Raw genomic sequence first — 25,102 nt, 5'->3', positions numbered from 1 at the left:
TATGAAAAATCTATACATCTTGTTTCTCTTTTCGCTGTTTGCGTCAAGTTTTGCTCAAGCCACCGCAGATTATGCTGCAATAGACAGTCAAATGGCACTTATTCCGGTAAATTCTTCCGTAAATACAACTGCAATAGCGAATTATATTGATTCTCATTTTAAAAATGAAACAGATAAAGTGCGAGCCTCTTTTTATTGGACAGCTTCTAGCATAAGCTACGATGTTGCTAACATGTTTGCTATTGATTTTAGCACTAGCACTCAAGAAAAAATTGAAGGAACTTTAAAGTCTAAAAAAGGAGTTTGTATTCATTATGCTGAAGTTTTTAATGATATTAACAGCAAAATGGGAATTCAATCCTACGTGATTGATGGATATACCAAGAAAGAAGGTAAAGTTGGAGATCTAGCTCATGCATGGAATGCTGTACAAATTGACAATAAATGGTATGTTTTTGACCCAACTTGGGGCTCAGGCTATGTAAACAAAGGAAAATTTTTTAAAAAACTGAATAATAGCTACTTTAAAGTTGATCCTGTTAAGATGATCGTTTCGCATATTCCATTTGATTATTTATGGCAATTTTTAAACTATCCCGTTACTAACGCAGAATTTTATGCAGGTAAAACCCAAATTAATAAAGTTAAAAAGTATTTTGATTTTGAGAACGAGATCGCTAAATATGTATCGTTGAGTGAAACAGATCAATTATTTGAGGCTGCGGAAAGAATTCAGAAAAACGGATTAAAAAATGGGATGATTGCGGAGCGCTATCAAGGAAAAAAGGAGCAGTTAGGTAATTTGCGAAATAATATTAGCATTGAAAAACTTAATGCAATTGTAAGTGAGATGAATGAGGCCGTGGTTTTATTAAATGATTTTATTTATTACAGAAATAACAAATTTAAACCTAGCTTTCCTGATGCAGAAATAAGTAGAATGATCCAACTTCCAAAAGAAAAATTGAAAAAGTGCCTAGATGATATTTATAAAGTGGGATCTGTGGTCGAGGAAAATGAGGCTCAAGTGGCCGCGATGAAAAAAAATATTTCTAATGCTGCGGCGCAAGCTGAGGAACATTTAGAATTTGTTGAAAGCTATCTGAGTAAATCAAAATTAGTGAGAAAAACGATGTTTTCAAAATCATCGTGGTTTGGAATTCCTTTGAATTAAACTTGTTTTTTTAAACTAACTTGCATCGTTGTGCCCTTTCCTATCTCGGAGACTATGACTTTAATAGTTCCTTTATGATATTCTTCAACAATTCGCTTTGTCAACGAAAGTCCTAAGCCCCAACCTCTTTTTTTAGTAGTAAAACCAGGTTCAAAAATGGCTTTAAATTGCTTTTTTTGAATCCCTTTTCCGGTATCCCTTACATTTATTTTTACATAATCGCCTTCATGAAAAATTTCTAATGCTAATTTGCCTTTTCCTTTCATTGCGTCAATTGCATTTTTGACTAAATTTTCAATTGTCCAGCTATGTAAAGTAGGATTTAAAGAAACCATGATTGGAAAACTTGGTGCTTGAAAAGAAAATTCAATTTGTTTTGAGAACCGAGATTGTAAATAATCGTAGGACTGCTGTGTTTCGTAAATGATATCTTTTGTTTCTAATTTTGGTTCCGATCCAATTTTTGAAAAGCGATCCGTTATCGTTTGTAAACGTTCAATATCTTTTTCGATTTCTATAGTTGTACTCTCACCTACATCCTCCGTTTTTAGAATTTCAACCCAGCCTATCAATGATGAAAGCGGAGTTCCTATTTGGTGCGCTGTTTCCTTTGCCATACCAGCCCAAAGTTTATTTTGCGTTGCCATTTTTGTGCTTTTGTAAAAATTATAAACTAAGGCACCAAACAGAACAATAATTAGAACTAATGCAACGGGATAATACTTTAATTTATTGAGTAGCTCAGAATTGCCGTAGTATAATTTTTGGAATTTACCAGGAACATATTCTATCACAATAGGCTCATTTTCATTTTTTAAATCGGTTAAGAAGGATTCAGCTCTTTGATTGTTTTTTACAATTGCCTCATCAATATTAACGGTATTTATGATTTGCTCATCTTCGGTTAAAATGATTGGAATTGAAGTGTTGTTACTAAAAATTTGAAGCGGTAATCCAACATCTGTAGTCTCGCCAGCGTTGATTAATGTTTTTTGGGCTTCAGCCCAAAGGTTCATTTTTAAACGCTCTTCATTTTTAAAAATTTGAAAAAAAGTATAAGTGTTCCAAAGGATTAGAGAAATTATTAAAAAGGAAGCAAAAATGATAATCCAACGAGTTGAATTTCTTCTGTCAGAAAACTGCATAAATAGAATATTAATTGCTAAATATAACTAAATTCTAAGGGATTTATTTCAGTTTCAGTTGAAGAATTTGTTTTAGGAAATTTAGATTAATTTAATGACTGTAATATTAAGTTTCAATCTTCGAAACTAAATTCATTTTATTACTTTTGTATGAGAAACAATAAAATTAAATTATGATCACGATTGACCCAAAAACAATTGGAACAGTAAAATTGCAAGGTTATTTACAGGGTTCAGTAGGTCCAAGACCTATTGCTTTTGCAAGCACAATTGATTTAGAAGGAAATCCTAATGTTTCTCCGTTTAGTTTTTTTAATGTTTTTAGTGCAAATCCACCCATTCTTGTTTTTTCTCCAGCTCGCCGAGTGAGAGATAATACAATAAAACACACTTTGAGTAATGCTGAGGCTACTGGTGAAGTTGTTATTAATGTTGTAAATTATGACATGGTACAGCAAATTTCTCTAGCCAGCACAGAATATGCTGATGGTGTTGATGAATTTATAAAATCTGGTTTAACGCCAATTGGATCTGAGGTCGTAAAACCTTTTCGAGTAAAAGAAGCACCAGTGCAATTTGAATGCAAAGTAACACAAATTATACCTTTAGGAACAGAAGGAGGAGCAGGCAATCTAATTTTATGTGAAGTGGTACGGATCCATATTGATGAAAATATTTTAGATGAAAATGGTGTAATTGACCAATATAAAATTGATTTAGTTTCTAGATTAGGCGGAAATTGGTACTCAAGATCTAATCAAGGTCTTTTTGAAGTTCCAAAACCGGTTTCTACTTTAGGAATAGGAGTAGATTTAATTCCTAATTTTGTAAAGCAGTGCACTATTTTTAATGGGAATGATTTAGGTATGTTAGGAAACGTTGAAGCTTTGCCAACTGAAGAAGAAATTGCTATATTTGTAAAAGATAATTTTGAAGTTAAAGATGTTTTAAGTGCTGATGATGAATTGAAGAAATTCCAGCTTGCTAAGGAATACATTATTAAAAATGAGGTGCTAACAGCCTGGAAAGTGCTTTTAGCAAAAAAATAAATAGAGCCAAACAATAAAAAATAGAGATGATGGAAGTTACAGGAAAAGTTAAAATGATCGATCAAACTAAAGAAGTTGGATCAGGAGGTTTCAAAAAAAGAGACATAGTTGTTACTACTGATGAGCAATATCCACAACATATTCTTGTGCAATTTGTTCAGGATAAATGTGATTTATTGAATGGTTTTCAAGTAGGTGAACCAGTGAAAATTGATATCAATTTGAGAGGTAGAGAATGGACAAATCCACAAGGAGAGGCTGTCTATTTTAATACAATCCAAGGATGGAGAATTGCTAAGTTACAAGGAGAAGCTCCTTCTGCTGGAATACCTCCTATGCCTGCAGCACAGGCATTTGCGCCAGCAACAAACTTAAATGAAGAAGAAGCAGACGATTTGCCATTCTAAAATAAATTTTTTATATAATAAAAACCAAATTCCAAATTGAGCTTGTCTTACAATTGGAATTTGGTTTTTTTTGTTATTAAGTCGCCATTTAAAAAAGTCAATTTGTATTATCTGTCTAAAAATTTATATTTTCCAGATGTTTCACAAGCCAATCGTGATGGTATTCTGGCTATTGGTGGAGATTTATCAGTAGAGCGACTTTTACTAGCGTATAAAAGCGGTATTTTTCCATGGTTTGAGCAAGGAGATCCTATTCTCTGGTGGTCGCCAAATCCTAGAATGGTTTTATTTCTTGATGAATTAATTGTTTCTAAAAGCATGCGTAATATTCTTAATAAGAACAGTTTTACCGTCACTTTTAATAAAATTTTTAGAGATGTAATATCAAATTGTCAAAAAGTAAAACGCGATGGTCAAAATGGAACGTGGATTACCAATGATATGATTGAAGCGTACGTTAAACTTCATGAAATAGGTATTGCTAAATCAGTCGAAGTATGGCAAAATGATAAGTTAGTAGGCGGATTGTATGGGATTGATTTAGGACAAGTGTTCTGTGGTGAAAGTATGTTTTCTTTGGTTTCAAATGCCTCAAAGGTTGCTTTCATCGCTTTGGTAGAAAAATTAAAAAAGGAAAACTATAAATTAGTGGATTGCCAAGTGTATAATCCACATCTTGAAAGCTTGGGATGCAGAGAAATTGAGCGAAATGCATTTATGAAAATTCTTCAAGAAAATTAGTAGGGCCTAATCCAGCTGTTTGTTACAAGTCCTCCTTCAAAATCTTTTTTTCTAAATTCACAAAAGGAGCTTCCTATCGGGCGCTCTTTTCTGCCTTAAAAAAATAGTCTTTTCAGTCTGGGCTTTCCACTTCCATCTGGGGCAAAAAACTAGCTTTCCAGCAATTTGCTACATGATCATTAACCATTCCAGTGGCTTGCATGTAAGCATAGATAACTGTGGAACCTACAAATTTAAATCCTCTTTTTTTTAAAGCTTTGCTAATAACATCAGAAAGTAGTGTAGCAGATGGAACATCGGTTAATGATTCTCGATTGTTTTGAATGGGTTTTCCATCAGTGAATGACCAAATGTATTTAGAAAAACTGCCAAATTCTTCTTGGATTTTAATAAAATTTTGCGCGTTGGTTATAGCCGAATATACCTTGAGTTTGTTACGGATTATTCCAGCATCTTGCAATAATTCTAAAATCTTATCGTCGTTATAAGTGGCTATTTTTTTATAATCGAATTGGTCAAAGGCTTTGCGGAAGTTTTCTCTTTTATTTAGAATGGTGATCCAGCTCAATCCTGCTTGAAATGTCTCTAGTATTAGGAATTCAAATAAAGTAGGGTCATCATAAACGGGAACTCCCCATTCTTCATCATGGTAGCTTTTGTAAAGGTCGCTGGATAAGCACCATGCACATCTTGTTTTGTGTTGCATTTTTTTGATTAAAGATAAAAAAAAACCTTAAATCGGTGATGATTTGAGGTTAGTTTAATGAGTAGAAATGAATTATTTACGTTTGAAAACTGTTATGTAAGCTCCTTCTTGACCTGTTTCTTTAATTCCTATTATGGAGGTGGTTAATTTTAAAATATCATAATCTGTACCAGCTTCACTTGCGTATTAGATGTTTAATTAATTGTCCTTTTTTGCGTTTACACCAGTTTCAGTTGGTTTTGTATAATCTGAATCAAGATTTCAAAAATAGAAATCATTTAATACGCCAATTTTTACAAATTCAAAACTATCTTTCCCATAAGGACTTTCGCTTGACGGTATTTTAACTAACATTTATTGACTATCGATAATTCCACCTGCTTTATAGAGTTCCTATTTTATTTCAATTAATCCAGAATCGTTATAATCACAATTACAACGTGAAGTAGTTAATCATAGAGTAATTACTGTTAAAAATAAAATGCTTAATTTTTTCATTTTGGTTGTTTTTATTTTAACTAGATAATAGTCTTTATGATTCTCCGGAATCACTCATAATTTAAAATTTCACCTTATTTTTATAAAAAAAATCATCATGAATTTATTCAGTTTTACGGCAAATTTTGAAAGTGAAGAGTCATGGAGAAACCACTTTAAAGAGTAAAGAGACAAAATTGGAGTGCAATGTAAATGTGGATGCAAGGAACATTTCTGGATAAAAAGCAGATGGAGTTATGAATGCAAAGAATGTAGAAAAAGAATTTCGTTGAGAAGCGGAACAATAATGCAAAGTTCTAATTTATCCTTTTTAATTTGGTACAAAACAATGTTTTTACTGACAGCAACGAAGAAAGGTTTTTCAACTAAAGAAATTCAAACTCAACTTGGATTGAAACGATATGAGCCTGTTTGGGCTATGGTTCATAAACTTAGAAAAGCACTGGGCAATAGGGATTCTCGTTATACTTTGGAAGGAATGATAGAATTTGACGAAGGTTATTTTACAATTGAATCTTCAGAGATTGAACAAGAAAAAGGTATTAGAGGTCGTGGAGCTGTGGGGAAATCCAATGTCGCAATTACAGCAGAATCTGCTCCTTTAGAAGATATCGAAACTGGAGAGAAATCAAGTCATTGTAGATATTTCAAAGCAAAAGTACTTACAGACCATACTTCAGAACAGATTAATGAAACAATTCAAGAATCAATTTCAGAGAAAAGTGTTGTTTTCTCAGACAAAAGTACTTCCTATATTGATATTTCAGATTATGTAGAAATATACGTTACTGAAAAATCAGATAAGCAAACAACAAAAGAAACATTACGCTGGGTTCATATCGCAATTAGCAATGCAAAGCGAAATTTTCTGGGAAATCATCACAAAATAAAAGGAAAATACCTGCAATTATATCTAAATGAGTTTGTTTATAAGCTAAATCGAAGATATTTTGGAGACAAACTCTTCGATAGACTAGTGATAGCAGGCATTACAGAATTATGACTAAAAGCGGAGAGTCATTAGTCTTTTTATAATGCTAAATAGTCGCTATTTATCAGTGCTCGAATTTTGCCAATCAAAGGCTAATATTTAGACGTAAACCTTTCTAATGTTTGCGGATATTGGTTTTATTTATAATAAAAAAGGTTGTCATGAAAGTTATATATTGTAACCCTGTAAAATATAGTCTAGTTTATTTTTATTATATCGTGCTTAGGCTAGAGGCGTTGGTGGTTCTCGACTCCTCTCTAACTAACATTTTTAATGTTTATTAGGAGTATTTTTGTTAGAGATACGAGGTGAAAAGGATGAAATATATTGGGAAATATATGGCACAAAAAAAAGAGCGATTTGAATTTTAAATCGCTCTTTTATATTTTAAAACTTGTTTTAGGTTATCCTAAAGCAGCTCTTTTGAAACCTGTAACGATAAGATCCTTACCAACAGATTTTACATAAGAAGCAACATTCATAGAACTATCTTTAATGTAATCTTGATTTATTAAAGTGTTGTCTTTGTAAAAACGTTGAATTTTTCCTTTAGAAATGTTTTCTAACATTGCTTCTGGTTTGCCTTCTTGACGTAACAAATCTTTAGCGATTTCAATTTCTTTTTCAATAACAGCAGCATCAACTCCAGCTTCATTCAAAGCAATTGGATTCATAGCAGCAGCTTGCATAGCAACGTTTCTTGCCGCTTCTTCTGCACCATCAACTTTTGCTGAAAGCGCTACGATAGTAGCAATCTTGTTACCGGAGTGAATGTAAGATCCAACGAAAGCACCTTCTAATTTCTCAAAAGTTCTGATTTCTAATTTTTCACCTATTACTCCTGTTTGCTCGATTAATTTGTCAGCAACAGTGATTCCATTAAAGTCTGATGCTAAAAATGCTTCAAGAGTATCATAGCTCAATGCTTGATTAGCCATTTCGGTAGCCATTTTTACAAAGCTCTCGTTCATACCTACGAAGTCAGTCTCACAGTTTAATGTGATCACAACTCCAGCAGTTTTATCAGCATTTACAACAGCGATTGCAGCACCTTCTGTAGATTCTCTATCAGAACGGTTTGCAGCTACTTTTTGTCCTTTTTTACGTAAGTTTTCAATCGCTAAATCGAAATCTCCTTCTGATTCAACTAAGGCTTTTTTGCAGTCCATCATACCTGCGCCTGTAGCTGTTCTTAATTTATTTACGTCTGCAGCAGTAATTGTTGCCATAATATATTGTGTTAAATGTTATAAAAGTAAAAATTCCAACCTTTAAATCTCAAATTTCAGTTTTAATAAACTAATAACTTGTGGTTATTAATCTTTATGGAATTTGGAATTTAAAATTTGGAATTTAAAATTTGTTTTATTCTTTAGTTGCAGTTGGAGCAGTAGCTTCTGCAGCAGGAGCAGCCTCAACAACAGGAGCAGCTTCAACAGCAGGAGCAGCCTCAACCGCTTCAGCAGCAGGAGCAGCAACTTCTGTAGTCGCTTCACCTTCTTTGTCAGAACCTCTATCAGAAAGCCCTTCAACAATTGCAGCTGTAACTAAAGTTAAAATTTTGTCAATTGATTTAGAAGCATCATCATTTGATGGAATTACGAACTCTACTTCACGTGGATCAGAGTTTGTATCAACCATTGCAAAAACTGGAATGTTTAATTTTTGAGCTTCTTTTATTGCGATGTGTTCCGCTTTTATATCAACTACGAACAAAGCAGCTGGTAGTCTAGACATGTCAGCGATTGAACCTAAGTTTTTCTCTAATTTAGCACGAAGACGATCTACTTGCAAACGTTCTTTCTTAGAAAGTGTCATGAATGTGCCATCTTTCTTCATTTTATCAATAGTAGCCATTTTTTTAACAGCTTTACGAATAGTTACGAAGTTAGTTAGCATTCCACCAGGCCATCTTTCAGTGATGTAAGGCATGTTTGCAGCCTTTGCTTTTTCAGCAACGATGTCTTTTGCTTGTTTTTTGGTAGCAACAAATAATATTTTTCTACCTGATGCAGCGATTTTTTTCAAAGCGTCATTTGCTTCTTCAATTTTTGCTGCAGTTTTATATAGATTGATAATGTGAATACCATTTCGTTCCATATAGATGTAAGGAGCCATGTTTGGATCCCATTTTCTAGTCATGTGTCCAAAGTGAACACCTGCTTCTAGTAAGTCTTTAACTTCTATTTTGTTTGCCATTTTTTGTTCTAGTTTACGTTCTGTTGATTAGCAATATGCTTCTTTGATACGACTTTAAGACTTTCGACTTTAAGACTTTCGGCTTATTTAGATGCTAAACTATTTCCTACCTCGATAGGAGAGCAACAACAACTGTGTTTTTTAATTTCAATAAATTGATGATGTCTGGTTCTATTTGAATAAGACAGGTAATATTAACGTTTAGAGAATTGGAATCTCTTACGAGCTTTCTTCTGACCGAATTTCTTACGTTCAACCATTCTTGGATCTCTCGTTAATAAACCTTGTGGTTTCAATACAGCTCTGTTTTCAGCGTTCACTTCACACATAACACGTGCTAATGCCATTCTCACAGCTTCTGCTTGACCAGTTGAACCACCTCCGTAAACGTTAACTTTAACGTCAAAGTTAGTTACATTTTCTGTCATAGACATTGGTTGTAATACTTTGTACTGTAAAGTTGCAGTTGGGAAATAAGTTTCGAATGCTTTTTTGTTTACAGTGATTACTCCTGTTCCTTCCGAAACATATACACGTGCAACAGCGGTTTTTCTTCTACCGATTTTGTGAATAACTCCCATTACTTAAGATCGTTAAGGTTAACTGTTCTCGGTTTTTGTGCACCTTGCTTGTGCTCAGAACCTACAACAACATTTAAATTTCTGAAAAGTTCAGCTCCTAATTTATTCTTAGGTAACATTCCTCTTACTGCTTTTTCTACTAGTAATGCAGGGTTTTTTGATTGCAATACTTTAGCAGTTAAAGTTCTTTGTCCTCCTGGATAACCTGTGTGACGAATGTAAGTCTTCTCGTCCATTTTGTTACCTGTAAGGTTAATTTTTTCTGAGTTGATAACAATTACGTTATCTCCACAGTCAACATGCGGTGTATAACTTGCTTTGTACTTACCTCTCAAGATCATTGCGATCTTTGAAGCCATACGTCCTAAGTTATGCCCATCAGCATCAACAACAATCCACTCTTTTGTAACGGTGGCTTTGCTTGCTGATTTTGTCTTGTAGCTTAATGCGTCCATAATATTATTTTAATTAAACATTCCATCCCCTATAAAGGGGTTGCAAAAGTACAATTAATTATTTTAAATGCAAATAGCTTAAAAGAATATTTTCAGTTTCCGTTAGTGCTGATTATCAAATGTATATTATTAAAAAATTAAAGAATTTGTATAATTAGTTCTGATGTTTCTGTATTGTAACTTTTACAAGACGTTACTTTTTCTTAAATTCATTAAGGTTTTCTCATTATCGTGGTGTAAATTCTGTTTTTTAGTAGGTATTTTTATAAATCACCCCTATATTTGTTTTAACAATCTTATTTTGTTTCTAACTCACTTATCAACTACAATAAAATTTCTTTATGAAAGCTAAAGCTACTTTAAAACAAATCGCAAAAGAACTTAATGTTTCTGTTTCAACTGTTTCAAAAGCCCTTAATGATAGTCCAGAGATTAGTGAGGTAACTAAAGTGAAAATTAAAGAGTATGCTAAACTCAAAAATTATAAACCGAACGTTATAGGATTAAATTTAAAAAACAGAAAAACAAAGACAATTGGAGTGATCATCCCTAATATTTTAAATTCGTTCTTTGCTAAGGTTTTCAGCGGTATCGAAAAAGTAGCTGATGCAAAAGGATATAATGTTATCATGTGTATTTCTAATGAATCAGCTGAAAAAGAAGCACATACACTTGAAATGTTAAGTAATGGAACAATTGATGGTTTTATAGTTTCTGTCTCTGAAGAAGCTCAGAAAAATCATGAGTATGAACATTTTTCTAGTATTATTAACGATGGTACTCCTATCGTAATGTTCGATAGAATAGCAGAAAGCGTTGATTGTGATAAAGTCATAGTAGATGATTTTGATTCAGCTATCAACTCTACACAACATTTAATCGATCTGGGTTGCAAAAATATTGCTTTACTCTCTTCTATTGATAATTTAAGTGTAGGTAAATTGAGAGCAGAAGGTTATTTAAAAGCATTAGAAAAAAACGGTATTGCAATAAACAATGATATTATTTTGAGAACTGATTCCGAAGAGGATTTGAATAGTAAAATTGATGGAATTCTGGATGATATGAAAATTGACGGTATCTTTGCATTAGATGAAACAGATTCTGTGGCAGCATTAAAAATAGGTCTTAAAAAAGGATACAAGATCCCCGAGGAACTTTCTATAATAGGTTTTGCTGATGGAATTCTTGCTTCGAGAAGATTATCACCTCGACTGACAACAGTGAGTCAACACGGAATAGAGATAGGCGAAGTTGCTGCTAAACTATTAATTGATAGATTAGAATCGAAAGAAGATTATGTTCCATACGAAACGGTCGTTATCAAAACTAAACTTAAGGAAAGAGAGTCGACAAGAAAGTTGTAATCAAAAAAACCCATCGTAAAGATGGATTTTTTTTGATTACAATATGATGATATTTTTTAAAGAATCGTATTTAGGTGATGATTTGAATGCTATTGGCATATTTCTCGCTATTACTCACTTCTCGCTAAACACTTCTCATTGCCTAATGACCACTATTTTTAATGCGCTTCCAGCCAATTTCTTCCCATTCCTATTTCAACCTCTAGCGGAACATCCAGTATAAAAGCATTTTCCATTTCGTGCTTAATCATTGGTTGAATTTTTTCTAATTCGGAGTTGTGAACATCAAACACCAGTTCATCATGAACTTGCAATAGCATCTTTGATTTCCAATTCTCTTCAATGAGTTTTTTATGAATATTAATCATAGCGATCTTGATAATATCAGCAGCTGAACCTTGTATAGGAGCATTTACAGCATTTCGTTCTGCGCCGCTTTTTACCATCATATTTGCAGAATTAATATCTTTTAAATAACGACGTCTTCCTAAAACCGTTTGTACATAACCGTTTTCTCTTGCAAAGTCCACTTGACTAGCCATATATGCTTTCAGTTTTGGATAAGTCAAATAATAGGCATCGATCAAATCGGCACTTTCTTTTCGTGAAAGCGATGTTTGATTAGAAAGGCCAAAAGCAGAGACGCCGTATATAATCCCGAAATTAACCGTTTTTGCATTGCTACGTTGCTCCTTAGTAACGTCTTCTAAGGGGACATTAAATACTTTTGCAGCCGTACTTTTATGAATGTCTTCCTGATTTTGAAATGCGGCAATCATATTTTCCTCACCAGATAAAGCGGCAATAATTCTTAGTTCAATCTGCGAGTAATCTGCAGAAAGGAGGGTGTAATTTTCATCACGAGCAATAAACGCCTTTCGTATCAAGCGTCCTTTTTCTGTTCGTATAGGAATATTTTGTAAATTAGGGTTGGTAGAACTCAATCTACCTGTAGCTGCAACTGTTTGCATATAATCAGTGTGCACACGACCGGTCAACACGTCGACTTGATTAGGTAAAGCATCAATATAAGTACTTTGCAATTTTATCATTTGGCGCCATTCTAAAATATCTTTTACTATAGGATTTTCATTGGCTAAAAAGGATAAAACTTCCTCACCAGTGGCATATTGACCTGTTTTAGTTTTCTTTTGCTTGGCACCACCAATTTTCATTTTTTCAAATAAAACTTCACCTAATTGTTTTGGAGACGCTAAGTTGAATGTTACTCCAGCAGTTTCATAGATTTTTTGTTCTAAAGCATCGCTTTCTTTTGCCATTTCTACTGACATTTCTTTTAGAAAAGCAACATCAAGATTGATGCCTTCTAGTTCCATTGCAGCTAAAACTGGTATTAAGGGAATTTCTATTTCATCAAATAGTTTCTTAGTATCCGCTTTATCCAAAATCGGGCTAAATATAGCGGCCAATTGTATGGTTACATCAGCATCCTCAGCGGCATATTCTTTAATTTCATCTATGGAAACATCTCGCATGGATTTTTGATTTTTACCTTTTTTGCCTATTAATTCTTCAATGGATTTAGGGGTGTACTTTAAATAGGTTTCACTTAAAACATCCATATTATGGCGCATGTCTGGATTAATTAAGTAATGAGCGATCATAGTGTCAAATAATTTTCCTTTAATTTGAATACCGTATTTTGTGATTACTTTTAAGTCGTATTTTAAATTTTGGCCAATTTTTTCTATTTTATCATTTTCAAAAAATGGCTTGAATTTATCAGCTAAAATTTGAGCCTCTTCTCTATTTTCCGGAAACGGAACGTAAAATGCTTTTCCTTTTTCGGATGCAAATGACATCCCAACCAGTTCGGCATTTAATGCGTCGAGTCCTGTAGTTTCAGTGTCAAAACTTACAGATACTTGATTGTTTAAATTTTGTAAAAATAATTTTACTCCTAAATCGCCTTGAATTATTTGATAATTATGATCGGTAGTTTCTAAAGTATCGTAATAGGAATTTGTTTGCGATTCATCAGTGGCAACATCAGAAAAACCAAATAAATCAAATTGATCTTCATTCGATTTTTTAACTGTAACTTTTTTTAACGTTTCTATATCGCTTTCTGTACTTCCTTCGGAAGTCAAGGGATTATACAACTTATCGAATTGCGCTTTCATTTGGCGGAATTCTAATTCGTTGAATAATTCATCTGTTTTTTCAATATCAGGCTTTGAAAGTTCAAAATCAGTTGCGTCAAAAGTTACGGGACAATCGAGTAGGATAGTAGCCAGTTTTTTTGATAGCAATCCTAATGCTGCATTAGCTTCAATTTTGTCTTTGATAGCACCTTTTAATTGATGTGTATTGGCTAATAGATTTTCCATTGAGCCATATTCTTTCAAGAATTTTTTAGCTGTTTTTTCGCCTACGCCAGGCAGTCCGGGAATGTTATCAGCGGCATCGCCCATCATTCCTAGAAAATCGATGACTTGCTCAGGTCTTTCAACTTCAAATTTTTCTTGTACTTGTGGAATTCCCCAAATTTCGATGCCATTACCCATTCGAGCAGGTTTATACATAAAAATGTTTTCAGAGACTAATTGTGCAAAATCTTTATCAGGTGTAACCATAAAAACTTGAAAGTCTTCCTTTTCAGCTTGTTTAGCTAAGGTCCCAATTAAATCATCTGCTTCAAATCCTGCAACTTCTATTATAGGGATGTGCATAGCTCTTAATAGCTCTTGAATATAAGGAATAGCAATTTTTATGGCCTCAGGTGTGGCATCACGGTGCGCTTTATACTCTGGAAATATATCATTTCTGAGCTGGCTTCCCCCTTTATCAAATGCTACAGCTAAATGATCTGGTCTTTCTCTCTTAATAACGTCCATCAAGGAATTCATAAAACCCATGATTGCTGAGGTATCCATCCCTTTGGAATTGATGCGGGGATTTTTGATAAAAGCAAAATAACCGCGAAATATAAGTGCATAAGCATCTAAAAGATAAAGACGTTTTTGTTGTGTCATGAGTGTAATTTTGAATGGGTTTCAAAAGTACAAAACTTGAAAGACATTTATGAATAGCAGTAAAAGATTTATAAGTGGATTTCATTTGTCCATGTGGTGAGAAGTAAAAGGTAGTGAATTATTCTAAAGTTGTAGGATTATAATTTTTTATAAGCGATTGTTAAATTATAATTATTATAAATTTTTAGCTACATTAATGTTTAATAAATGTATTTTATCGATTTTAAAAGCATTTAATCGATTATTGTATTTACTTTTACAAAGTAATTTTTTGGTTGCAATCATTCTTTATTATAAATTCTCAATATTTCAGTTATGACACAGAGTTACTTTTCAATTAAGGGTTGTTTTTTTGGGGTCTTGTTTTTAATGATTACATCATCTATTTATTCACAAGTTGGGATAGGAACTGTAACGCCTAATGCAAGTTCTGTACTTGATGTTACTTCTACAACTCAAGGGATGTTGACGCCTAGAATGACAAGTGTTCAAAGGACAGCTATAGTTTCTCCAGCTGATGGTTTAATGGTTTATGACACCGATTTAAAATCGTTCTTTCATTACAATACTACAGCAGTAAATTGGACTAGAATCAGTAGTGATTTTAGTGGCGGAAGGAATAAATTCAAGAGAATTAAATCTACCGATGTTTTAGCAACTGTTTTGGCTGCTGAGAAAGCAGCTGGTGGTGGTAGTAAGTATCTTTTAGATTCTGGAACTGCTTATGAAATTAATGGAACTATTGCTGTGGATTTACCCATTGAGCTAAATAATTCTTATGTTATAGGAATTGACTCCGGAGACGATAAACTTGTCAAGGCGACAGGAGATTTATTTGTAGGTACAACAGGAGGATCTGTAAGAGTTTTGACTTTGACTGCCACTGCTGGAAAAGTATTTAATATCAATGGTGGTGGAAATCAAAATTTGATTTTTAGAGATTCCATTATTTTAAACTCCGCGAATGTGGGAACAATAGAGAATTTCTCGCTTGTTTTTTTAAGTATTGTTCAGTACGCTGGAAACTCGAATGGATTTACTTTTAATACAATAAGTAAACTTTTATTAAGCAATATGGGTTGGTTTGGCAATAATGCGGGAACGTTTGAAAAAATTGAGGGGACATTTGGCTTAATTCAAAAACAAGGCGGTTTTAGTGAAGTTAATGGCACAGCTATAGGTTTTGACGTGTCATCAAACCCAATTATCAACGGCGATGCAGTTATGGAATCTGTAGTTTTTACAGGTTCTAACAGCGCTGGATATATAAGAGGATACACACCAGCAACTTATCTAGGCTATAATTTTAATAACAATTGGTCAGTTCGATGCGCAGGTATTCCCACTGAAGTTGACGCTGCAGCTTCAGGGAATATTTATTTAAATAGAACTTTAACGGCTCCAGTTTTTAATCATCCGAGTTTGAATCAGGGAGTAAAAATTCCAGGAACTACAATTGCTAGTAATCTTTATCGCATGGGAATAACTACCTCATCAACAAGTAATCGTTTAGCGTACTTAGGTAAGAAAAGCAGAAGTTTTACAATTGCTGCTTCAGTTGCATTTGAAGCTTCTGGTTCATCAGGTAACACTGACTATATTTTTTATTTTCAGCGATTTAATGCTGCTGGTCTATTAGTTTCAAGGATAATTTCATCAGAATCCTTCATTGATGCAAATTCTGGATTTATTCAAAACATTCCAATTCTAGCTAACGTCCAGATGAATAGCGGTGATTATATAGAACTGTTTTCTGAAAGAATTTTAGGAAATGATAAAAATATGACTATTCGTTCGGTGAATGTCTCTATGCAATAATATTGAATCGTCACATGAAATCTTATTTTTTGACTTTTTATTTTTTAAATAGTCTTACATAAATCATCCGTTAAATTTTAACTAATAAAAATATATTTTGACTAATTGTTTTGTTATTTTGTGCAAAATTATATCCTAATGATATTTCGCATCGCATTTCTTTGTTCTACACTTCTCATAATTGAGCTTTACACTTTTCAAGTCTTAAAAACCGTAATAAAATCAAGGCCACTATTATTTTCTATACAAATTACTAGTGTACTTTTTATAATTTATATTGTTTACTCCTTGCTTCAATTTGACAGAAGTGTTGGGCAAACTCAACAAACAATGTTTGTGATGGCGTTATTATTGCTGGTATATGTACCCAAATTAATCATTACGCTTGTGTTGATGGGCGAAGATATTTTTAGGTTAGTTGCCGGCATCGTTAATCACTTTATAAATGATGATAAAAACGCTGATTTTTTTACTGCTAGGAGGAAATTTGTAAGCCAAATAGGCCTTGGGTTGGCAGTAATTCCCTTTTTGTCGCTGATTTATGGAATAACTGTTGGAAAATATAATTATAAAGTTATCAAACAGCGTATTTTTTTTCCTGATTTGCCTGATGCTTTTGATGGTTTTACTATTACTCAAATTTCAGATATTCACAGTGGAAGCTTTGATAATCCAGATAAAATTAATTACGCGATTGATTTAGTGAATGAACAAAATTCTGATATGATCTTGCTTACTGGTGATATTGTAAATACACATGCAACAGAAATGCATCCATGGATTGAAACTTTTAATAGAATAAAAACGCACGACTATGGTAAATATTCAGTTTTAGGCAATCACGACTATGGCGAATATATAACGTGGCCAACTGCCGCAGCAAAAGAGGAAAATTTTGAAGCAATCAAGCAATTGTATGGTGATATTAATTTTAAATTATTATTAAATGATCATACTTTTATTCAAAAAGGTGAGGATAAAATTGCATTAGTTGGCGTAGAAAACTGGGGTCACAATTTTAAACAAGCTGGAGATTTAAATAAAGCTGCAGGACAATTAAAAAAAGAAGATTTTAAAATATTAATGAGTCATGATCCATCACACTGGGATAAAGTAGTGCAACATGATGCTAAGCATTACCAGCTCACGCTATCTGGTCACACACATGGAATGCAATTTGGGATTGAAATACCTGGTTATTTCAAGTGGAGCTTAGCGCAATATGTCTATACGCAATGGGCTGGATTATATGAAAACTTAGGTCGGTACGTTTATGTAAATAGAGGATTTGGTTTCCATGCTTATCCAGGGAGAGTAGGTATTATGCCTGAAATAACAGTAATCGAACTAAAAAAAGGAGTAAATGTAGCATAATACGTTAAAAATGCTACATTTGTAACAATAAACAAAGACTTTTAGTAAATAGTAAAAAATAAATTTTTGATTGTATGTCAAAATTTGGAGAGCTTATAAGTACTCAGATTCCAGTTTTAATAGACTTTTACACAGAGTGGAACGAGTCTTCAGTATCTATGCATCCTGTCATAAAAGATGTGGCCGCTGCGCTTGGTGATAAAGCAAAAGTTATTAAAATAGATGTTGATAAAAATAAAGAATTAGCTGATGCTCTTCGCATCAAAGGTCTACCTACATTAATGATCTACAAGCAAGGTTTAATGATCTGGAGGCAATCAGGAGAGGTAGACGCAAATACTTTAATTAGTATCGTTCAAGAGCAATTCTAGCTATAAAACTTTGCAATTATAATTGTTATTCTTCAAATAATCTAATGTTCTTGGCAACACATATTCAAGGTTCCTAAATGCTTTAATGCTGTCATGAAAAACAATTATACTTCCTGATTCAATATTTAATAAAACATTTGCAAGGCACTCTTCTTTAGAAATTTTTTGATCAAAGTCGGCGCTTAAAATATCCCACATTACTATTTTATATCCTAAATTTCGTATTGCTTTTGACTGGCTTCTTTTAATTTTGCCATAAGGTGGTCTGAATATTTTAGATTTGTTTGCTGTCTTAGAATTTAAAAAGATTATTTCTTCACATTTTTTTATATTATCTAGGTACTCAAATTTTTGAGTTTTCCATGCGTCTAAATGATTAAAGGTGTGATTTCCTATTGAATGTCCATCAGCAATTAACTCCTCGAATAGTTCGGGGTGTTTATAAATATTATCACCTATGCAAAAGAAAGTAGCTTTTACATTGTATTTTTCTAATTGATTTATAACCCAAGGAGTAACTCCTGGTATTGGACCATCATCAAAGGTTAGGTAAACTGTTTTGTTTTCATTGGAAACATCCCAAATATAATTGTGAAATAACTTTTTGACAATCCAATGCGTCTTGATCCAATAGAGTTTCATACTAATAATTTATATGATTCAATCACGTATAAAACTGGTTTATAAAATAAAAATGAGCTAATTAGCAACTGAAATGATAACAGTTTTCTGATTAACTCATTTTTTAACTAAACTACTTCAACTCTAATTACTCTTTCTCACGCTCGAAACGCTCAAACATTTTAATGTAAGTGTTAAAAGTAATTTTATTTTTATTGTAAAAATCCATATCGTTATTCTCTTTCATTACTTGCAGTAAACTTCTGTAACGTTCAATATCGATTATTATGGTGGTGGCAATACCGCTTTGTTCTGAAGCTTTTAATTGGCCATAATAATTTAAATTTTCTTGGTATTTACCAATTAGTTGTTTTAATAGATTTTGAGCATTCACTTTATCGTTTAATTTGTAATATCCGTCTGCGAAAGGTTCTAAGAGTGAATAATATCCAAAGTATTCAAGTGGCATCTTAGTCATTGCGAGATTAATAATGTTTCTAGCTTTATCTTTTTTACCTTCAAGAATTAACTGATTCATCAATCGAGAAAGATTAGTTCTGTAAGTTATACTGTTTCTTTTTGTTTCAGTATCATGGTAGATATTAGGACTTTCGCTATTGCCCCAATCCCATTTCATAACTTTGGTGTACATTTTTTCTGAATCTATTTGACCCATTTCAAGGGGACTACCATCTTTAGGTAATTTTGTTCTAACGGGTACTAACTTATAAACCATACCTTCTAATTGAAGATATTCTTTCATCCAAATGTAATCTTCGTTATCAAACGCACCTCCACTAAAATAAATAGGACGTTTCCAGTTGTTATTAGCAACTATATCAAGCATCATTAATCTGTTTTTATATAGTGCATTTCCTTTTATATCGACATCGATATAAGGAACTATTGAATCATTATATTTAGGATCTACTATCTTATTTTTGATAATTGTGTTTTTATCAACAGGAATTCGTATTTTATTTGTTGGGTAAAAATGAATCGTCTGTCCATTCTGCATTTGAACAGTTGCTTTTGGATTCTTTATAAAAGTAATTAAATCCTTGATATCCCAACGACTATCAACTTTTGGTATATGAGCAACATAATCTAATTTGTCACCTACATATTGATCATGAGTAAATGATATAGGTAATGGGTCTGATTCGTACGTTTTCGTTTTCATCTGATCAATGTACCAATCGGTCATGAATAAGCTTGTATTCACAATTTTCACGTCAGTTCTTATGTTTTCGATTTCTTGAGCATACCATAACGGGAAAGTATCATTGTCACCAATGGTAAACAAAATAGCATTAGCATCACAAGATTCTAAGTAGGCTTTTGCCATCGATAAAGCGGTGTATTTTCCAGAGCGGTCATGGTCATCCCAATTTTGAGAAGCCATTAGAACAGGTGCAGCAAGTAAACTAGCAACAATAATTATAGGGCCAGCAATTCTTGGAGCGATGTATTTTCTTGCACTTTCGTATAATGCGTAAACCCCAAAACCTATCCATATTGCAAATACATAAAAGGAGCCCACTAAGGCATAATCTCTTTCCCTTGGTTCAAATGGTCTTTCATTTAAGTAGATCTTCAAGGCAATTCCTGTAAATAGAAATAAAGCTAGCAGCACATAAAAACTTTTTAAATCTTTATTAGCATGATACATTAATCCAATTAATCCTAAAATAAACGGAAGAAAGAAATACACATTACGTCCTTTATTATTCAAAACATCTGATGGAAGGTTGTCTTGACTTCCTAAATGTAAACTATCTATAAATGATATACCGCTAATCCAGTTCCCATTTAGATAATCGTATCTTCCTTGATCATCGCTTTGTCTACCCACGAAATTCCACATCAGGTACCTCCAGTACATGTATCCAAACTGATATTCAACCATAAAACTTAAGTTATCTATAGTAGTTGGTTTGTCTACAATTAGGTAATCTCCATAGCTTTTTAAAAACTTAATATAGCCTTCATTGTCAATTTGTTTTTGAGCATAAGCTTGTCTAAATTCGTTTATTGTTTTTTCAGTTTCGCTTTTTAATTGAGCGATCGCCTTATTATAGTCTTCCTCGCTTAGTTGACTGGCATCCAAACCGTATTTAGCCAAATCTTCATCGTAATCATATTTAGGATTGATTTTGAATTCAGGAGGATTTGTGAAATTCATATAATTTTCCATGTGATCACCGCTCCACATTCGCGGTAAAATCGTCTTGTGAATGTCATCAGTGTTTTGGTCGGCATTCTTGAAATTATTTACAATTACATATTTACCAGTTTTGTAATCCCTTTCATAATTAGGTGCTTTGTCTAAATATGGCTTGTCTTTGTCTAAACCGCCAAAAGCTTCAGTATATTGTGGACCATAAAACAAAGGATTTACGCCATATTGCTCTCTATTATAATAAGCGAGTACTTCACGTGCATCCGAAGGTTTATTTTCATTAATTACGGTATTAGCATTTGCACGTATAGGTAACATCATCCATGTAGAAAATCCTATTAAAATAAAAAGGATGCATAGAATCAAGGTGTTGTAAGTCACCATTCCTTTATTTCGGGTATAAGTAAGTCCAAAATAAAACAATGCAATCAATGCTATAGTAACAAATATAGTCCCAGAATCAAAAGGTAATCCTAGACTGTTTACCATAAAAACTTCAGTTTGACCAAAGAATCCCATCGTCAGCGGAAGTAATAGTTTAAAAATAAATAATAAAATTGATATTACTACTATGTTAGCAATAAGGAAATTTTTAATTGTTACTGTTTTATAATTTTTAAAAAAGTATAAAAATCCTATCGCAGGAATGGTCAGTAGCGCCATAAAGTGAACACCAAAAGAAAGTCCTATAACTAATGAAATCATTAATAACCATCTATTTCCTCTTGGTTCGTGCATGTCTTGTTCCCAGCGTAATCCCAACCAAAATAAGAGTGCAATTAATAACGAGGCCATTGCATAAACTTCGGCTTCTACTGCATTATACCAAAAACTATCAGAAAATGTGTATGCTAATGCACCTACTAATGAACTTCCTAATATCACAATGTTGTTGCTTGTAGTAAGTTGATTATTAGTTGCGTTCGGGGATTCTAAATTTGCAAACCGAACAACTAATTTGCGTAAAATTATAGAGGATGACCAATATAAAAATAGTATTGTAAAAGCGCTTGAAAATACAGACATCATATTCACCATTAAAGCAATTTTAGTGTCATCAGCAGCAAACATCGCGAAAAAAGCGCCAATCATTTGATATAAAGGTGCTCCTGGCGGGTGTCCAACTTGCAGTTTTGCAGCGGTAGCAATATATTCACCACAATCCCAAAAACTCATGGTAGGTTCAACAGTCAAAGTATAAGTTAATAAGGCGATTCCAAATGTAAACCAACCAATGATTGTATTCCACTTATTGAAATTGAAAGATACTTTATCCATGTACTAAATTTTAATTTTTTATCAATTGCAAAGAAAATGTTTTTTTGTTTAAGGTTGTAGTCATTAACAAAATTTTCTCGAAAACTAAAGTAATTTAATAAACCCTTGATTGTTAATAGTTTTTGTAATATTTAAAATGTCAATTTTAAAAAAGACGATCATTTTTTTAAAAAATGATTAAAAAAGTTTGTACAAACTAAAATTTATTATAGATTTGCACTCGCTTAGCAGCAATGCTGGTCTATGGTGTAATGGTAACACAACTGTTTTTGGTGCAGTCTTTCTAGGTTCGAGTCCTAGTAGACCAACAGAAAACCCCTCAAGTAGAGGGGTTTTTTTATGGAGTAAATTTTTTAAATCGAAAACGTTCTATATTACAAATCAGAAATATTAAATTTTAAAAGTAATTACTGGTAAAGAACTATGATTCACGATGTCTTCGCTGATGCTTCCATTAAAAAAATGAGCTAATCCCGTTCTTCCGTGCGTACATATTCCAATTAAGTTCGCATTCTCTTTTTTGGAGAAGTTAATAATGCCATTCTCGACATTAGTGTCATTAAAAATATGTAACGAGTAATTTCTAATATCGTGTTTTTTAACAAACTTATTCATTGTTTTTTCAGCCTCAATGGTAGTTTTAAAACTATTTGGCGTACATATCATTACTAGTGAAAGTGTCGCATCAAATATTTCTGAAAATTGTAGCATTTTCTTAAATGGTTTTTTTATGCCTTTCGAGAAGTCAGATGCAAAAACAAAATTGTCAAATTTATAGACGTCGATATTATTTTTGACGATTAAGACAGGAACATTTGAAAGTCGCACTACTTTTTCGGCATTAGAGCCAATTAATATTTCCTCAATTCCTGAGGTTCCATTAGAACCCATTATGATGAAATCGATTTTGTTTTTTGAAGAAAAGGAAAGAATTCCGCTGGACGCTTTTTCGATTTGTACTGAATGGTAGATAGTGATTCCTTGTAAATAATCTTGCGAAACTATTTTTGTGAGTTGTTTTTTAGCTTTTTCAGTCAGTGATACAAGTGCAGGAGTAGCAACTTCATTTGATAGTTCATACTGTGTTTCACTTGGCATTTCTAGTAAATGAATTAAAAATATTTCCGCTTTGTTTTTTTTTGCAATTAAAGCAGCTGTCTGGAGAGCAATTTCGGCATATTGAGAAAAATCACTAGGAACTAAAATACGTTTCATAAATAAAAAGGGTTAAATGAAATTAAAAAATTTGAAATTTTTAGCTTAATAAAGGTATGAATTTATTTTACGGCAACTGAATATTTTAGTTTATGAAAAAAAACACTATCTTTGCACCGTTATTTATTAAAATCTAGATAATGAGGGGACTACTAAGTCCCCTCTTTTTATAAAAATTATGACATTTAAAGAAAAAGTAAATTCGGCATTGACTGACTGTCTTTTAGAAAAGCCAACCATCTTTTTAATTGACCTCATTATCACTGATGCTTTTAAAGTTACAGTAAATTTGGACGGCGATAATGGCGTTGCTTTACAGGATTGTATTGATGTTAGTCGTTTTCTAGATGCTCATTTAGATCGAGAGGAGCAAGATTACAGTTTAGAAGTGGCGTCAGTTGGAGTGGGATCGCCATTAAAATTGATTAGGCAGTATAAGAAAAATATAGGGCGTACTTTGATTGTTAAAACTGATTTAGAAATTATTGAAGCAGAACTAGTTGATGCTGATAATGATTTTGTAATTTTGTCGTGGGAAGCAAGAGAGCCAAAAAAAATAGGAAAAGGTAAAGAGACGGTTCAAAAAGAATTGAAATTACCTTACGGAAGTATAAAAGAAGCAATTGTTACAGTAACATTTTAATTAAAGAATTCGCATGGAAAACTTAGCATTAATCGATTCATTCTCAGAGTTTAAAGATGATAAACTTATTGATCGTGTAACGCTTATGGCAATTTTAGAAGATGTATTTAGAAATGCATTGAAAAAAAAATACGGATCAGATGATAATTTCGATATCATTATAAATCCTGATAAAGGAGATATGGAGATTTGGCAAAGAAGAGTAATCGTTGCTGATGACGACTTAGATTTAGATCACTTAGAAATAACTTTGACTGACGCTAGAAAAATAGAGCCGGATTTTGAAATCGGGGAAGAAGTTTCTGAAGAAGTAAAATTGATTGATCTTGGAAGAAGAGCAATATTGGCTTTGCGACAAAATTTAATTTCTAAAATTCATGAGCACGATAATACTAATCTTTACAAACAATTTAAAGATTTAGTAGGTGACATTTACACAGCTGAAGTGCATCATGTCCGTCCTAGAGTTGTTATCTTAGTTGATGATGAAGGTAATGAAATAATATTACCAAAGGAGAAACAAATTCCTTCCGACTTTTTCCGTAAAGGTGACAATGTTAGAGGAATTATTGAAAGCGTTGAATTAAAAGGAAACAAACCTCAAATTATCATGTCTAGAACTTCTGAGAAGTTTTTAGAAAAGTTGTTTGAACAAGAAATTCCAGAAGTTTTTGACGGTTTAATTATGGTTAAAAAAGTCGTGAGAATCCCAGGTGAGAAAGCAAAAGTAGCTGTAGATTCTTATGATGATAGGATTGATCCTGTTGGAGCATGTGTGGGAATGAAAGGTTCGCGTATTCATGGTATTGTTCGAGAATTAGGAAATGAAAATATTGATGTTATCAATTATACTAGTAATATTCAATTGTTTATTACCAGAGCTTTAAGTCCAGCTAAGGTGTCTTCAATTAAAATAAATGAAGAAACGAAAAGAGCAGAAGTTTTTTTGAAATTGGAAGAGGTTTCAAAAGCAATTGGTCGTGGTGGACATAATATTAAATTAGCTGGTTTGCTAACTGGTTATGAGCTAGATGTCATTCGAGAAGGAGATGTTGCTGGTGCAACCGCTGATGAGGATGATGTTGAGTTAACTGAGTTTTCAGATGAAATTGAAGACTGGGTTATTGAAGAGTTTGCAAAAATTGGTTTAGATACTGCTAAAAGTATTTTGAAGCAAGATGTAGATGATTTAGTGAGAAGAACAGACCTAGAAGAGGAAACGATTTTAGATGTAATGAGAATATTAAAAGAAGAATTTGACAGTTAGTCAACAATTCTTCAACTATATACA

Annotated in this window: 20 protein-coding genes, 1 tRNA gene and 1 pseudogene; 12 read left to right on the top strand and 10 right to left on the bottom strand. The window is 32.8% G+C overall.

The window, feature by feature from the left end:
* The first annotated feature begins 1 nt into the window (after position 1).
* A complete protein-coding gene (locus BUA99_RS02775) occupies positions 2-1,174 on the top strand; it encodes a transglutaminase domain-containing protein (RefSeq protein WP_072987981.1) in 1,173 nt (390 codons plus the stop codon).
* Here BUA99_RS02775 and BUA99_RS02770 read toward each other — a convergent pair.
* Entirely contained in the window at positions 1,171-2,319 is a 1,149-nt protein-coding gene (locus BUA99_RS02770; protein ID WP_072987977.1) for a sensor histidine kinase, read from the bottom strand. The two genes, BUA99_RS02775 and BUA99_RS02770, sit on opposite strands and share 4 nt — an antisense overlap.
* A gap of 173 nt (positions 2,320-2,492) precedes the next feature.
* On the opposite strand from BUA99_RS02770, the gene BUA99_RS02765 reads away from it, so the two are divergent.
* From BUA99_RS02765 to aat, 3 genes are all read left to right on the top strand, one after another.
* Positions 2,493-3,368, top strand: coding sequence for a flavin reductase family protein (locus BUA99_RS02765; RefSeq protein ID WP_072987974.1), 876 nt, complete (start codon positions 2,493-2,495; stop codon positions 3,366-3,368).
* 29 nt (positions 3,369-3,397) lie between these two features.
* Positions 3,398-3,775, top strand: a complete 378-nt coding sequence (locus BUA99_RS02760; protein ID WP_072988695.1) for a DUF3127 domain-containing protein — start codon at positions 3,398-3,400, stop codon at positions 3,773-3,775.
* A 102-nt stretch (positions 3,776-3,877) separates the two neighbouring features.
* On the top strand, positions 3,878-4,516 hold the full coding sequence (gene aat, locus BUA99_RS02755) for a leucyl/phenylalanyl-tRNA--protein transferase (RefSeq protein ID WP_072988692.1): 639 nt from the start codon (positions 3,878-3,880) through the stop codon (positions 4,514-4,516).
* Between the two features lie 112 nt (positions 4,517-4,628).
* Here aat and BUA99_RS02750 read toward each other — a convergent pair whose 3' ends face one another.
* Entirely contained in the window at positions 4,629-5,222 is a 594-nt protein-coding gene (locus BUA99_RS02750) for a DNA-3-methyladenine glycosylase I (protein ID WP_072987971.1), read from the bottom strand.
* A 595-nt stretch (positions 5,223-5,817) separates the two neighbouring features.
* Here BUA99_RS02750 and BUA99_RS02745 point away from each other — a divergent pair.
* Positions 5,818-6,723, top strand: a pseudogene (locus BUA99_RS02745) (IS1595 family transposase).
* 392 nt (positions 6,724-7,115) lie between these two features.
* Here BUA99_RS02745 and tsf read toward each other — a convergent pair.
* The 4 genes from tsf to rplM form a co-directional block, all read right to left on the bottom strand.
* Entirely contained in the window at positions 7,116-7,940 is an 825-nt protein-coding gene (gene tsf, locus BUA99_RS02740; protein ID WP_072987965.1) for a translation elongation factor Ts, read from the bottom strand.
* A 136-nt stretch (positions 7,941-8,076) separates the two neighbouring features.
* Complete coding sequence (rpsB, locus tag BUA99_RS02735) at positions 8,077-8,910, bottom strand: 30S ribosomal protein S2 (protein ID WP_072987962.1); 834 nt, start codon at positions 8,908-8,910, stop codon at positions 8,077-8,079.
* Positions 8,911-9,104: 194 nt separating this feature from the next.
* Positions 9,105-9,491: a 30S ribosomal protein S9 gene (gene rpsI, locus BUA99_RS02730; protein WP_072987959.1), complete on the bottom strand. Its 387-nt coding sequence runs from the start codon at positions 9,489-9,491 to the stop codon at positions 9,105-9,107.
* Positions 9,491-9,946 (bottom strand): 50S ribosomal protein L13, encoded by a 456-nt coding sequence (gene rplM, locus BUA99_RS02725; protein ID WP_072987957.1) that lies wholly within the window; start codon positions 9,944-9,946, stop codon positions 9,491-9,493. The genes rpsI and rplM overlap by 1 nt, the downstream gene beginning before the upstream one ends.
* Before the next feature lie 341 nt (positions 9,947-10,287).
* On the opposite strand from rplM, the gene BUA99_RS02720 reads away from it, so the two are divergent.
* Positions 10,288-11,313 (top strand): LacI family DNA-binding transcriptional regulator, encoded by a 1,026-nt coding sequence (locus BUA99_RS02720; RefSeq protein WP_072987954.1) that lies wholly within the window; start codon positions 10,288-10,290, stop codon positions 11,311-11,313.
* A 158-nt stretch (positions 11,314-11,471) separates the two neighbouring features.
* Here BUA99_RS02720 and polA read toward each other — a convergent pair whose 3' ends face one another.
* The gene (polA, locus tag BUA99_RS02715) at positions 11,472-14,309 is read right to left on the bottom strand and encodes a DNA polymerase I (protein WP_072987952.1); all 2,838 of its coding nucleotides are present in this window, start codon (positions 14,307-14,309) and stop codon (positions 11,472-11,474) included.
* A gap of 315 nt (positions 14,310-14,624) precedes the next feature.
* Here polA and BUA99_RS02710 point away from each other — a divergent pair, with 315 nt between their 5' ends.
* The 3 genes from BUA99_RS02710 to BUA99_RS02700 all read left to right on the top strand — a co-directional run bounded on the left by BUA99_RS02710 (position 14,625) and on the right by BUA99_RS02700 (position 17,872).
* Complete coding sequence (locus BUA99_RS02710) at positions 14,625-16,127, top strand: hypothetical protein (protein WP_072987950.1); 1,503 nt, start codon at positions 14,625-14,627, stop codon at positions 16,125-16,127.
* 138 nt (positions 16,128-16,265) lie between these two features.
* On the top strand, positions 16,266-17,501 hold the full coding sequence (locus tag BUA99_RS02705; RefSeq protein ID WP_072987947.1) for a metallophosphoesterase: 1,236 nt from the start codon (positions 16,266-16,268) through the stop codon (positions 17,499-17,501).
* Positions 17,502-17,575: 74 nt separating this feature from the next.
* Positions 17,576-17,872 (top strand): thioredoxin family protein, encoded by a 297-nt coding sequence (locus BUA99_RS02700; protein WP_072987944.1) that lies wholly within the window; start codon positions 17,576-17,578, stop codon positions 17,870-17,872.
* On the opposite strand, the gene BUA99_RS02695 is transcribed toward BUA99_RS02700, so the two are convergent.
* Together BUA99_RS02695 and BUA99_RS02690 are read right to left on the bottom strand one after the other, a co-directional pair.
* The gene (locus BUA99_RS02695) at positions 17,873-18,514 is read right to left on the bottom strand and encodes a polysaccharide deacetylase family protein (protein ID WP_072987941.1); all 642 of its coding nucleotides are present in this window, start codon (positions 18,512-18,514) and stop codon (positions 17,873-17,875) included. It lies immediately after the preceding gene.
* Positions 18,515-18,641: 127 nt separating this feature from the next.
* Entirely contained in the window at positions 18,642-21,953 is a 3,312-nt protein-coding gene (locus BUA99_RS02690; RefSeq protein ID WP_072987939.1) for a glycosyltransferase family 117 protein, read from the bottom strand.
* A 237-nt stretch (positions 21,954-22,190) separates the two neighbouring features.
* Here BUA99_RS02690 and BUA99_RS02685 point away from each other — a divergent pair.
* A tRNA-Gln gene (locus BUA99_RS02685) sits at positions 22,191-22,261 on the top strand.
* Between the two features lie 82 nt (positions 22,262-22,343).
* On the opposite strand, the gene BUA99_RS02680 is transcribed toward BUA99_RS02685, so the two are convergent.
* A complete protein-coding gene (locus BUA99_RS02680; RefSeq protein WP_072987936.1) occupies positions 22,344-23,168 on the bottom strand; it encodes a universal stress protein in 825 nt (274 codons plus the stop codon).
* Positions 23,169-23,346: 178 nt separating this feature from the next.
* Between BUA99_RS02680 and rimP the strand changes: the two genes are divergently transcribed.
* Positions 23,347-23,811: a ribosome assembly cofactor RimP gene (rimP, locus tag BUA99_RS02675; RefSeq protein ID WP_072987934.1), complete on the top strand. Its 465-nt coding sequence runs from the start codon at positions 23,347-23,349 to the stop codon at positions 23,809-23,811.
* Positions 23,812-23,824: 13 nt separating this feature from the next.
* Positions 23,825-25,078 carry a transcription termination factor NusA gene (gene nusA, locus BUA99_RS02670; protein WP_072987931.1) on the top strand — a complete coding sequence of 418 codons (1,254 nt, stop codon included), beginning with the start codon at positions 23,825-23,827 and terminating at the stop codon, positions 25,076-25,078.
* Positions 25,079-25,102 lie beyond the last annotated feature (24 nt).

The organism is Flavobacterium segetis, from assembly GCF_900129575.1.
In the GTDB taxonomy this organism is placed as follows: domain Bacteria; phylum Bacteroidota; class Bacteroidia; order Flavobacteriales; family Flavobacteriaceae; genus Flavobacterium; species Flavobacterium segetis.
Note: the sequence above shows the minus strand (reverse complement) of the source record. Positions and strands in the feature narration are given on the sequence as shown.